This window comes from Massilia atriviolacea, from assembly GCF_003953935.1.
Classification (GTDB): Bacteria; Pseudomonadota; Gammaproteobacteria; order Burkholderiales; family Burkholderiaceae_D; genus Telluria_A; species Telluria_A atriviolacea.
In genome coordinates this window covers 178,293-190,401 of the sequence record NZ_RXLQ01000012.1, presented here as the reverse complement: position 1 = coordinate 190,401, position 12,109 = coordinate 178,293, and the positions used below count along the sequence as shown (strand labels likewise).

The 12,109-nt window shown below is 63.6% G+C and carries 12 protein-coding genes; 10 read left to right on the top strand and 2 right to left on the bottom strand.

Annotated features, from left to right (window positions below):
* Nucleotides 1-17: 17 nt before the first annotated feature.
* Entirely contained in the window at nucleotides 18-776 is a 759-nt protein-coding gene (locus EJB06_RS21955) for an ATP-binding cassette domain-containing protein (protein WP_126076143.1), read from the top strand.
* A gap of 25 nt (nucleotides 777-801) precedes the next feature.
* On the opposite strand, the gene EJB06_RS21950 is transcribed toward EJB06_RS21955, so the two are convergent.
* Together EJB06_RS21950 and EJB06_RS21945 are read right to left on the bottom strand one after the other, a co-directional pair.
* Nucleotides 802-1,368, bottom strand: coding sequence for a hypothetical protein (locus EJB06_RS21950; protein WP_126076142.1), 567 nt, complete (start codon nucleotides 1,366-1,368; stop codon nucleotides 802-804).
* A gap of 16 nt (nucleotides 1,369-1,384) precedes the next feature.
* Nucleotides 1,385-1,621 (bottom strand): DUF2798 domain-containing protein, encoded by a 237-nt coding sequence (locus EJB06_RS21945; protein WP_126076141.1) that lies wholly within the window; start codon nucleotides 1,619-1,621, stop codon nucleotides 1,385-1,387.
* A 99-nt stretch (nucleotides 1,622-1,720) separates the two neighbouring features.
* On the opposite strand from EJB06_RS21945, the gene EJB06_RS21940 reads away from it, so the two are divergent.
* The 9 genes from EJB06_RS21940 (at nucleotide 1,721) to EJB06_RS21900 (ending at nucleotide 12,103) form a co-directional block, all read left to right on the top strand.
* The gene (locus EJB06_RS21940) at nucleotides 1,721-2,608 is read left to right on the top strand and encodes a LysR family transcriptional regulator (protein ID WP_229427211.1); all 888 of its coding nucleotides are present in this window, start codon (nucleotides 1,721-1,723) and stop codon (nucleotides 2,606-2,608) included.
* A gap of 68 nt (nucleotides 2,609-2,676) precedes the next feature.
* On the top strand, nucleotides 2,677-3,489 hold the full coding sequence (locus EJB06_RS21935; protein ID WP_126076140.1) for an endonuclease/exonuclease/phosphatase family protein: 813 nt from the start codon (nucleotides 2,677-2,679) through the stop codon (nucleotides 3,487-3,489).
* Between the two features lie 25 nt (nucleotides 3,490-3,514).
* A complete protein-coding gene (clsB, locus tag EJB06_RS21930; RefSeq protein ID WP_126076139.1) occupies nucleotides 3,515-4,675 on the top strand; it encodes a cardiolipin synthase ClsB in 1,161 nt (386 codons plus the stop codon).
* On the top strand, nucleotides 4,675-5,049 hold the full coding sequence (locus tag EJB06_RS21925; protein ID WP_126076138.1) for an RNA-binding S4 domain-containing protein: 375 nt from the start codon (nucleotides 4,675-4,677) through the stop codon (nucleotides 5,047-5,049). Before clsB ends, EJB06_RS21925 begins: the two co-directional genes overlap by 1 nt.
* A gap of 229 nt (nucleotides 5,050-5,278) precedes the next feature.
* Nucleotides 5,279-5,896: a TetR/AcrR family transcriptional regulator gene (locus EJB06_RS21920; protein ID WP_126076137.1), complete on the top strand. Its 618-nt coding sequence runs from the start codon at nucleotides 5,279-5,281 to the stop codon at nucleotides 5,894-5,896.
* 86 nt (nucleotides 5,897-5,982) lie between these two features.
* The gene (locus tag EJB06_RS21915; protein WP_126076136.1) at nucleotides 5,983-7,773 is read left to right on the top strand and encodes an acyl-CoA dehydrogenase C-terminal domain-containing protein; all 1,791 of its coding nucleotides are present in this window, start codon (nucleotides 5,983-5,985) and stop codon (nucleotides 7,771-7,773) included.
* A gap of 170 nt (nucleotides 7,774-7,943) precedes the next feature.
* Complete coding sequence (locus tag EJB06_RS21910) at nucleotides 7,944-10,340, top strand: 3-hydroxyacyl-CoA dehydrogenase/enoyl-CoA hydratase family protein (RefSeq protein ID WP_126076135.1); 2,397 nt, start codon at nucleotides 7,944-7,946, stop codon at nucleotides 10,338-10,340.
* Between the two features lie 73 nt (nucleotides 10,341-10,413).
* The gene (locus tag EJB06_RS21905; RefSeq protein ID WP_126076134.1) at nucleotides 10,414-10,860 is read left to right on the top strand and encodes a PaaI family thioesterase; all 447 of its coding nucleotides are present in this window, start codon (nucleotides 10,414-10,416) and stop codon (nucleotides 10,858-10,860) included.
* Between the two features lie 46 nt (nucleotides 10,861-10,906).
* Complete coding sequence (locus EJB06_RS21900; RefSeq protein ID WP_126076133.1) at nucleotides 10,907-12,103, top strand: acetyl-CoA C-acyltransferase; 1,197 nt, start codon at nucleotides 10,907-10,909, stop codon at nucleotides 12,101-12,103.
* Nucleotides 12,104-12,109 lie beyond the last annotated feature (6 nt).

Genomic DNA, 12,109 nt, shown 5'->3' with positions numbered 1-12,109 from the left:
CACCATCGGGACACAGCATGCAAATCAACCGCATCGAAGAAAGCACCGTCGGCGCCGCCGCCGCGCTGGGCCAGCATGGCGTGGGCGTTTCGCTGCGCGGCGTCACGAAAAGCTATGCCGGACGCGAAGTGCTGGGCGCAATCGACCTGGACCTGGCGCCCGGCGAATTCGTCGCCGTGATCGGACGCAGCGGTTGCGGCAAGAGCACCTTGCTGCGCACCATCGCGCAACTGGACACCGTGGACGCCGGCCAGATCCGCATCGGCGATGGCCGGCGCGCCGCGAACGTGCGCATCATGTTCCAGGAAGCGCGCCTGTTGCCGTGGAAGAGCGTGCTGGAGAATGTGGCGCTGGGCTTGCCGGGTGCGCGCGCACGCGCCGCCGCCGCGCTGGACACGGTCGGTCTGGCGGCGCGCGCCGGCGACTGGCCCACCGAACTATCGGGCGGGCAGCGTCAGCGCGTAGCCCTGGCGCGCGCGCTGGTGCACGAGCCGCAACTGTTGCTGCTGGACGAACCGCTGGGTGCGCTCGACGCCCTGACCCGCATCGAGATGCAGCAATTGATCGAATCGCTGTGGCTGGCGCGCGGCTTCACCGCCGTGCTGGTTACGCATGACGTGCAGGAAGCGCTGGCCCTGGCCGACCGCGTGCTGCTGGTCGAGGACGGCGGCATCGGCCTGGACCTGCATGTGGACTTGCCCCGTTCCGGCCGGCGCGGCACGGCGGCCTTTGCAGCGCTGGAGCAGAGCGTGCTGGCACGGGTGCTGCAAAAATAGATCACGCAGCAAGGCCGCGCTGCCGCTATTCCTTGCCGATACTGCGGCGCTGCTTCCGGGCATCCGCCTGGCGCACGCGGTCCAGCATGGCGTCGAGCGGGACCAGGCCGTCGTCGTCCGCAGCCAGATCGCGCGCATTCACGTCGCCGATGCCGTGTAACTGCTTCGGATCGATGTAGAGGCGATCGCCCCGCAGCGTCGCATCCGACCATGACACCTCGCCGTCCTTCTCGCTGACGACGATCGGCCAGGATGCGACACGAAACGTCGGACCCCATTCGCCGATATGCGATCTGAAGATGCGGACCGGCCCGGCTTCGCCAAGCAGCACTTTGTCAACCCTCACTTCCATGATCTGGCAACCCGGCGAATTATGAATGCACACCCTGCCGGCATCGGGCTTGCAAGTGGGCGGACAACCATCCGCCCCGAACGGCAGCAAGGTCACTTTCTGCACGTGACCGGTCAGAACGACGTCTTCTGCCCGCGCGGTGAGGCAGGCGCCGGGAAGTAAAAGTGCAAGAAAAAGTGCTGTGGCATGCCGCATTGCAGTCCCCCGCTGTTCGGTGTTATTCAATTGTTGAAGCCGCATGGTATGACATGCCGGCTCAGTTCCCCTGGGCCGGTGCGGCGATGCGCTGGCTGAAGCGCTGCACCGCCGGCCCGCACAGCATGACGATGGTAAAGGCAGCCGGCCAGGCGGCCAGGAAGGCGCGCATCCAGCGCACAGTATAGTCGGGACCGAACCCCAGATTGAGCCACGTTACCCACCCTGTCATGAGAAATGACATCAGTGCCGACATCACGATGCTAAACAGCAGTCGCGTCTTGAATTGATTGGACATGGGCTTTGCCTTGAAGTTCCCGAAGCCGTCCAGCGTAATCGATTGCGAATCGATATACTAGGTAGACAATATCAATCTCTAATTCCACAAATCGCAATCATGATGCTCGATGACCTGTCCCTCTTCGTTGCCATCGTCGAGGCAGGCAGCCTGGCGGCGGCGGCCGAGGGCCTGGACTTGCCGGCCGCCACCGTGACGCGGCGCTTGCAGGCGCTGGAGCGCGCCCTCGGCTACAAATTGCTCAACCGCAGTGCGCGCCGCATGCAGCTCACGGCCGAGGGCGCGCAATACTACGAGCAGTGCCGTCCCCTGATCCACGCCTTGCGCCAGGCTACCCAGCGCCTCGATGCCACCCTGGGCGCCATATCCGGCAACATTCGCGTGACGGCGCCGGTGCACCTGGCGCAGGGTTACTTCCGGGATGCATGGTCGGGCTTCCTGCACACCTGGCCCGAGGTGACCCTGGAAGTGGAATTGTCGAACGACCTGGTCGACGTGGTCGGCAGCGGCGCCGACCTGGCCATCCGCGTGGGCGAGCAGCAGGATTCCAGCCTGAACCAGAAGCTGCTGGCCAGCACCGACCTGATGCTGGTCGCCGCGCCCGCCTACCTTGCGCGCGCCGGGGTGCCGCACACGCCGGCCGAACTGGAAACGCACGCGCGCATCGTCGGCCGACCTCTGACTCGCTGGAAGCTGCGCAACCGCGCCGACGACACCGAGGTCGTGCTGCAGGGCGCGCCGCGCTTCCAGGCCAACCAGATGGACCTGGCGCTGTCGATGGCGCTCGATGGCCTGGGCATCATGCTGTGTCCAGGCACCATGGGCCGCCAGCATCTGGCGTCCGGTGCGTTAACCGTGGTATTGCCCGGCTGGAGCACCGAACAGCGCCACATCTATGCGCTCTGGTCGCAGCAGCGCTACCTGCCGGCCCGGGTGCGCGCGCTGCTAGATTACCTGAGCGCATTTACCGGCGCCCATCCGCTGTGAGCGGAGGCCAAGTGCGCACGATAGAGTTCCTTCTGAAGAACATCCACCGATGGGGTTAGAATGTTCCCATGAAGATCCGTGTCGCTACCTATAATATCCACAAAGGCGTGTCCTCCATCCGGAGCACACCGCGCGTGCTGGCCCTGAAAAAGGCGATCGCCCAATTCGACGCCGACGTCGTGTTCCTGCAAGAAGTGCAGGGCAAGCACGACCGCAATTCGGCGAAGTTCGGCGACGAGAGCCGCGGACACCGCCACTGGCCCGAGCGTGCCCAGCACGAATATTTCGCGGGCGACTCGCACCATTCCGCCTACGGCATGAACGCGGTCTACGACCACGGCCACCACGGCAACGCCTTGCTGTCGGCCTATCCGATCGGCGGCACCCACAACCATGACGTGTCGGACCATGCGTATGAACAGCGCGGCATTCTTCACTGCATCCTCGATACCCCGACATGCCAGGTGCATTGCTATGTGGTCCACCTGGGCCTGTTCGAATCGGGACGCGGGCGCCAGACCCAGGCGCTGATCGATTGCGTCAACGCCTCGGCGCCTGACGGCGAGCCGGTCATCATCGCGGGCGACTTCAACGACTGGCGCAACACCCTCAGCGACAAGCTGCGCAAGGAACTGGGCGTGAGCGAAGTGTTCGACGAACTGGGCGCGCGCTCGCGCCTGGGCGATATGGTGCGCAGTTTTTCGGGACGCGAAAAAACGGTGTATCCGGCGCGCACCTTCCCGGCCGCGCTGCCGTTCTTCCGCCTCGACCGCATTTACGTGCGCGGCTTCCAGGTCGACGCGGCCGAGGTCCTGCACGGGTCCTTATGGGCCAAATTATCCGATCACGCCCCCATCGTCGCCAACCTCAAGCTGGCCTGAGGCTTTGCCACCAACCTGAAGCACTATGCGCTCGGTCCATTACACCGCAAACAACGACATTACCCTGCTCGAAACCGGACTGGCGTTCTTCCCTGCGGTGATTGCGGCGATCGATGCCGCGCAATACGACATTTACTTCGAAACCTATATCTACGCCGACGACGCAACCGGGCGCGCGGTGACCGAGGCCCTGTGCCGCGCGGGCGAACGCGGGGTCAAGGTGCGCGTGGTGACCGACTGGTGGGGCACCGGGCATGCGCGTTCGACCGCGCTGGGTGTGGCGTTTGCCGCCGCCAACGTGCGCTTTCGCGCCTTTAATGCCTGGTTCAAGCGCGGCGTGGCGCGCACCCACCGCAAGATCGTGGTGGTCGACCGGGAAGTGGCGTTTGTGGGCGGCATCAACGTCAACGACGACTGGTACTGCGATTACGATCCGGGCAAGCGCCTGCCGGCGCCGCGCTGGGATTTTGCGGTGCAGGTGCGCGGCCCGCTGGTGGCCGCCATCCACCTCGAAATGCAGACCCAGTGGGCGCGCGTGGGCCACCTGGGCCTGATGAAGCGGATCGGCCTGTTCCGCGAAATGCGCAAGGACCACGCGCTCGAAGGCGACAAGCCGATGCAGGCCGCCTTCGTGGTGCGCGACAGCTTGCGCAACCGCCATACCATTCAGCGCGCCTACCTGCACGCGATCGGCCATGCCAAGAAAAGTGTACTGCTGGTCAATCCCTACTTTGCGCCCGGACACAAATTCCGCAAGGCCCTGGCGATCGCGGCCGAGCGCGGGGTCGAGGTCAAGCTGCTGATCGGCGTGGGCGAAATCAAGCTGCAGGACATGGTGGCGCGCTCCTTCTATCCCAAGCTGCTCGACAGCGGCGTGGAGGTGTACGAATACCGCAAGACCCAGCTGCACGCCAAGGTGGCGGTGGTCGACGACGACTGGTCGACCGTGGGATCGAGCAATTGCGACGGCCTGTCGCTGTTCCTGAACCAGGAAGCGAATGTGGTGGTCAGGGATGCGCAATTCGCCACGTCGATGCGCGAACACATCCGCCGCGGGATCGCCGACGGCGTCATGATTTGCCGCGAAGATTTTGAACACGTGGGATGGGTACGGCGCAGCGGCTACGAGGTGGCTTACTTCTTCTATAAAATGGCGATGCGGATTTTCGCTATAGGATATGCCTGATGGACAATGTACGAGTAGACAAATGGTTATGGGCGGCGCGCTTCTTCAAGACGCGTTCGCTGGCGACGGATGCGGTCGATACGGGCAAGGTGCGCCTCGACGGCGAGCGCATCAAGCCGGCGCGCACGGTCAAGCTGGAAGACAAGCTCTTCATCGACAACGGCGCCGAGACCTGGGAAGTGCGGGTGATGCGCATTTCCGACGTGCGCGGCGGGGCGCCGATCGCGCGCACCCTGTATGAAGAAACCGACGAGAGCGTGAGCAAGCGCGAGAACGATGCCGAGGCGCGCAAGCTGTACCGCGAGCCGGGCACCACCATCAAGGGCCGGCCGACCAAGCGCGACCGGCGCGCGATCAGCAAGGCGGGGGAGTGAAGCCGGCCGTGATGCAAGCACGCTGCGCCGCCACTTCTGCCGGTGGCGGAGCCCGATTTGCACCGCATAAATGCAGCTTATGCTGCACTGCAGCAATAGACTCTCGCCTCTAAGTTCCCGTTTGACATTTGCTTTGTAGTGGATAATAGTACGAGCGTTCGGATTTATATTCAGCGGGTCGCATTTTTAACTACCAACGGGACCATCTATTAACACTTCAGCCAAATTCATGCGCAAGGGCGAGCTCACCAGAGCCGCCATCCTGGACGTCGCGCTCGACCTCTCCAGCCGTGACGGCCTGGAAGGGCTGACGATCGGCTTGCTCGCGGACAAGATGAACATGAGCAAGTCCGGCGTGTTCGCGCACTTCGGTTCGCGCGAAGACTTGCAGATGGAAGTGCTCAAGCTCTACCACCACCGCTTCGAGCAGGAAGTGTTTTTCCCGAGCGTCAAGGAAGCACGCGGCATTTCGCGCCTCAAGGCCATGTATGCCCGCTGGATCAAGCGCGTCAGCGTCGAAATCGCCTCCGGCTGCATCTATATCAGCGGCGCCGTCGAATACGACGACCGTCCCGGCCCGATTCGCGAGGAACTGGTGTCGATGGTGCGTGCGTGGCAGGGAGCGCTGCTAAGATGTGTGGAGCAGACCATCGAGTGCGGCGACCTCAAGCCCGATACCGACGCCAACCAGCTGGTCTACGAGATGTACGGCCTGATCCTGGCACTGCACCACGATGCGCGTTTCCTGCGTCGTCCGGGCAGCGTCGATCGCGCGCGCAGCGGCTTCGAGCGCCTGATCATGAATTACCAGAATCCGTCCAGGAATCAACCGAACCAGGCGCAATAACCGAATCAAGCAATCTAGTCATCACCTTGCCGGGTCCAGCGCGTCGCTGGCCTGGTCACCAACCATACGTTCGTCAGGAGAAAATCATGGGTCAATACGTCGCGCCAATTCGGGATATGCAGTTCGTGCTGCACGAGTTCCTCAATGTATCCGACGAATTGAAGCAGTTGCCGAAATTCGAAGATGTCGACAGCGACATCATCAACCAGGTGCTGGAATCGGGTGCCAAGTTCACCCAGGACGTGCTGTTCCCGCTGAACCACTCGGGCGACCGCGAAGGCTGCCACTACGACGCGGCGACCAAGTCGGTGACCACCCCGAAAGGCTTCAAGGAAGCGTATAAAAAGTACGTCGAAGGCGGCTGGGCCGCGCTCGCGTGCGATCCGGAATACGGCGGCCAGGGCTTGCCGGTGGTGCTGAACAACTCGTTCTACGAAATGCTCAACTCCGCCAACCAGGCATGGACCATGTACCCGGGCCTGTCGCACGGCGCCTACGAGTGCCTGCTGGAGCACGGCACCGACGAACAGAAAAAGACCTACCTGCCGAAACTGGTCTCGGGCGAGTGGACCGGCACCATGTGCCTGACCGAAGCGCACTGCGGCACCGACCTGGGCATGCTGCGTTCCAAGGCGCTGCCGCAGGAAGACGGTTCGTGGTCGATCACCGGCTCGAAGATCTTCATCTCGGCCGGCGAACATGACGTCGCCGACAACATCCTGCACCTGGTGCTGGCGCGCGTACCGGACGCACCGGAAGGCTCGAAAGGCATCTCGCTGTTCCTGGTGCCGAAGTTCCTGCCGAACGCGGACGGCACCCTGGGCGAGCGCAATCCGATCACCTGCGGCGCGATCGAAGAAAAAATGGGCATCCACGGTAACTCGACCTGCCAGATGAACCTGGACGGCGCCAAGGGCTGGATCATCGGCCAGCCGAACAAGGGCCTGAACGCCATGTTCGTGTTCATGAACGCGGCCCGCCTGGGCGTGGGCATGCAGTCGCTCGGCCTGACCGAAGTGGCTTACCAGAACGCGCTGGTGTATGCGAAAGACCGCATCCAGATGCGCAGCCTGTCGGGCGTGAAGGCACCGGACAAGCAGGCCGACCCGATCATCGTGCACGCCGACGTGCGCCGCATGCTGCTCACCGCCAAGGCCTACGCCGAAGGCGCGCGCGCATTCACCTCGTACGCCGCGCTGCAGATCGACCGCGAACTGAATCACCCTGACGAAGAAGTGCGCAAGGACGCCGCCGACGAAGTCGCGCTGCTCACGCCGATCATCAAGGCCTTCATCACCGACAACGGCTGGATCGCGACCTCGGAAGCGATGCAGGTCTACGGCGGCCACGGCTACATCGCCGAGTGGGGCATGGAGCAGTACGTGCGCGACGCCCGCATCAACCTGATCTACGAAGGCACCAACACGATCCAGTCGCTCGACCTGCTGGGCCGCAAGGTCCTGATGGACAACGGCGCCAAGCTGCGCAAGTTCGGCGAGAAGATCAAGAACTTCGTCGAAGAAAACGGCACCGACGAAGCGCTGTCGGAGTTCATCACGCCGCTGGGCGACCTGGGCGACAAGGTCACCAAGCTGACCATGGAAATCGGCATGAAGGCCTTCCAGAATCCGGATGAAGTGGGCGCGGCGGCCGTGCCTTACCTGCGCGTTGTCGGTCACCTGATCTACAGCTACTTCTTCGCGCAGATGGCGAAGATCGCGCTGGCCAAGGAAGACTCGGGCGACAACTTCTACAAAGCCAAACTGGCGACCGCGCGCTTCTACTTCGCGCGCCTGCAGCCAGAGACCGCCATGCTGATCCGCCAGGCGCGTTCCGGCTCGGCCAACCTGATGGCGCTCGACGCCGACTTGTTCTAATACGAGTGCTCCCCGTGGCCACAGGTCTCTGATCGTCGTTCCCGCGCAGGCGGGAACCCAAGTTCGCAGCTTATCGACGAACTTGGGCCCCCGCCTTCGCGGGGGCGACGCTCAGGCGGTGCGGCGTGATGGGATGACGCAAACAGTAATTCGGAAAACAAAGGAAAGCCATGACCAATTTCATCGTTAAAAAAGTCGCCGTGCTCGGCGCCGGCGTGATGGGTGCGCAGATCGCCGCCCACTGCGTCAACGCCAAGGTACCGGTCGTCCTGTTCGACCTGCTGGCCAAAGACGGTAACAAGAACGGCATCGTGCAGCGCGCCATCGACAACCTGAAAAAACTCAGCCCTGCGCCGCTCGGCAACAAGGACGACGCGGCCCTGATCGAAATCGCCAACTACGAAGACAACCTCGAACTGCTGGCCGGCTGCGACCTGATCATCGAAGCCATCGCCGAGCGCATGGACTGGAAGCACGACCTGTATAAAAAGGTCGCGCCGCACATCGCGCCGAACGCGATCTTCGCCTCGAACACCTCGGGCCTGTCGATCACCAAGCTGTCCGACGGCTTCGACGCCGAACTGAAAGCGCGCTTCTGCGGCGTTCACTTCTTCAACCCGCCGCGCTACATGCACCTGGTCGAAATCATCCCGACCGAGTCCACCAAGCCAGAAATCGTCGACCAGCTCGAAGGCTTCCTGACCACCACCCTGGGCAAGGGCGTCGTGCGCGCCAAGGACACCCCTAACTTCATCGCCAACCGCGTCGGCATCTTCGGCATGCTGGCGATCATCCACGAAGCCGAAAAATTCGGCCTGACCGTGGACGTGGTCGACGACCTGACCGGCGCCAAGCTCGGTCGCGCCAAGTCGGGCACCTTCCGTACCGCCGACGTGGTCGGCCTGGACACGATGGGCCATGTGATCAAGACCATGCAGGACAACCTGCCGGACGATCCTTTCTTCTCCGTCTACAAAACCCCGGACGTGCTGGCCAAGCTGGTCGCCGCCGGTGCGCTGGGCCAGAAAGCCGGCGCCGGTTTCTACAAAAAAGTCGGCAAGGAGATCCAGCGCCTCGACTTCGCCAGCGGTGATTACGTCGCCGGCGGCGGCAAGGCTGCCGACATCGTCGCCCGCATCCTGAAGGAAAAGGATCCGGTCAAGAAGATGAAAGCGCTGCGCGAATCGACCAACCCGCAGGGCCAGTTCCTGTGGGCGATCTTCCGCGACGCCTTCCACTACATCGCCGTGCATCTGGGCTCGATCGCCGACAACGCGCGCGACGTCGACTTCGCGATGCGCTGGGGCTTCGGCTGGAACGTCGGTCCTTTCGAAACCTGGCAGGCATCGGGCTGGACCCAGATCGCCAACTGGGTCAAGCAAGACATCGACGCCGGCAACGCACTGTGCTCGGCGCCGCTGCCGGCATGGGTCTTCGAAGGCCAGGTCGCTGAAAAAGGCGTGCACACGCCTGAAGGTTCGTTCTCGGCGTCGAAAAACGCCTACGTGCCGCGTTCCACCCTGGCCGTGTACGAGCGCCAGCCGTTCCGCGCACCGGTGCTGGGCGCCGGCGCTGTCGACGGCAAGACCGCCGGCACCACCTTCCACGAAGACGACTCGGTGCGCATCTGGCACCAGGACGACGACGTGCTGATCATCTCGCTCAAGACCAAGATGCACGTCATCGGCGAAGGCGTGATCAACGGCCTGAAAATGGCGCAGGCCGAAGCGGAAAAGAACTTCAAGGGCCTGGTCATCTGGAATACCGACGCGGCCGAAGGCGGCGCCTTCTCGGCCGGCGCCGACCTGCAATCGGCACTGCCGCTGTTCATGCAAGGCGGCGCCAAGGCCATGGAACCGGGTATCGCGCTGCTGCAGGATACCTTCATGGCGATGAAATACTCGAACGTGCCGGTGGTCGCCGCGGTGGCTGGCCTGGCGCTGGGCGGCGGCTGCGAAATGGCGCTGCACGCGTCCAAGCGCGTCGCCTCGATCGAATCGTACATCGGCCTCGTCGAAGTGGGCGTGGGCCTGATTCCCGCCGGCGGCGGCCTGAAGGAAGCGGCTGCACGCGCGTCGAACGAAGCCAAGGGTTCGGACATCCTGCACTTCCTGAAGACCGGCTTCACCAACGCGGCAACCGCCAACGTGTCGAAATCGGCGCTGGAAGCGAAAGCGATGGGCTACCTGAAGGAAGACGACGTGATCGTCTTCAACCCGTACGAACTGCTGCACGTGGCCAAGGTGGAAGCGCGCGCGATGTTCGACGCCGGCTACCGTCCTCCGATGAAGAAGACGATCACCGCGACCGGCCGCTACGGCTGGGCGACGATCCGCGCACAACTGGTCAACATGCGCGACGGCGGCTTCATCTCGGCGCACGACTACAAGCTGGGCGACATGATCGCCGAGATCGTGAGCGGTGGCGACATCGACCAGGGCAGCCAGTTGAGCGAGCAGTGGTTCCTCGACATGGAGCGCAAGGCATTCCTCGAACTGCTGAACCATCCGAAATCCCAGGAACGGATCATGGGCATGATGCAGACCGGTAAACCGGTACGCAACTGATCGACCGATGTCGATCCTGGCCCGGGGGGCCGTATCCCTTGCGTTCAAACTTTTACTGCGAGTGAGACCGAGCATGGTGTATGACCGTATCAAGCAGCAAATGATGGACACGCTGCCGTTCGTGCAGCTGCTGGGCATCCGGATCGACGCGATCGGCAACGGCACCTCCGAGGTGTCGATGCCGGCCGACCCGAAACTGAACAACCACCTCGGCACGCAGCACGCCGGGGCCCTGTTCACGCTGGCCGAAACGGCGTCCGGCGCGGCCATGGCGGGCGCGTTCGCCGACCTGATTCTCGGTCTGCGGCCGGTGGCCAAGGAGTCGCGCATCCAGTACCAGAAGGTGGCCAAGGGCGCGACGCGCGCCAGCGGCCGCGTTCCGGGCGATGTGGCGGCGCTCAAGGCCACGCTGAAAGCAGAGGGTAAGGTGGCGTTTCCGGTGGAAGTCGACGTCTTCGACGAACACGGCACCCTGGCAGCGCAGGTACAGGTCGACTGGTATTTGTCGGAAAAAAGATAGATCGGTGCATCCCCATTTCGAACCACAGAATTTTTGAGAGAACACTATGAGCAAACAACTTCAAGACGCCTACATCGTCTCCGCAACCCGCACCCCGATCGGCAAGGCGCCGCGCGGCATGTTCAAGAGCACGCGTCCGGACGACCTGCTGGTGCGCGTCCTGCAAAACGCGATGGCGCAAGCGCCCGGCCTCGATCCGGCGCTGATCAACGACGCCATCATCGGCTGCTCGTTCCCGGAAGCGGAGCAGGGCTTTAACATCGCCCGCATGTCGGTGCTGCTGGCCGGCCTGCCGAAAACCGTGGGCGGCGTGACCGTCAACCGTTACTGCGCATCGGGCATCACCGCGATCGCCATGGCGGCGGACCGCATCCGCGTCGGCGAAGCCGATGTGATGATCGCCGGCGGCGTCGAATCGATGTCGATGGTGCCGATGATGGGCCACCACCCGGCCATGAACATGAATATGTTCACCGACGAAAATGTGGGCATGGCCTACGGCATGGGCCTGACCGCGGAAAACGTGGCCAAGCAGTGGAAGGTGACGCGCGAGCAGCAGGACGCGTTCTCGGTCGAGTCGCACCGCCGCGCCATCGCCGCGCAGCAGGCCGGCTTCTTCAAGGACGAGACCACCCCGGTCGAGATCATCACCCGCACCCCGAACCTGGCCACCGGCCAGGTCGACGTCAAGACCCGCACTGTCGATACCGACGAAGGCGCGCGCGCCGATTCGACCCTCGAGTCGCTCGGCAAACTCAAGCCGGTGTTCGCGGCCAAGGGCTCGGTCACGGCAGCCAACAGCTCGCAGATGTCGGACGGCGCCGGTGCGCTGCTGATCGTCAGCGAAAAAATTCTGCGCGAGCATAACCTGACCCCGCTGGCCAAGTTCTCCTCGTTCGCCGTGCGCGGCGTGCCGCCCGAAATCATGGGCATCGGCCCGAAGGTGGCGATTCCCGCCGCCTGCGCGGCCGCCGGCATCACCCAGGACCAGCTGGACTGGATCGAACTGAACGAAGCGTTTGCCGCGCAGGCGCTGGCCGTCATCGGCGACCTGGGCTTGGATCCGGCCAAGGTCAACCCGATGGGCGGCGCGATCGCGCTGGGCCACCCGCTGGGCGCGACCGGTGCGATCCGCGCCGCGACCGTGGTGCACGCGCTGCGCCGCAATAACCTCAAGTACGGCATGGTCACGATGTGCGTCGGCACCGGCATGGGCGCGGCAGGTATTTTCGAACGCGTGTAAGCGCAG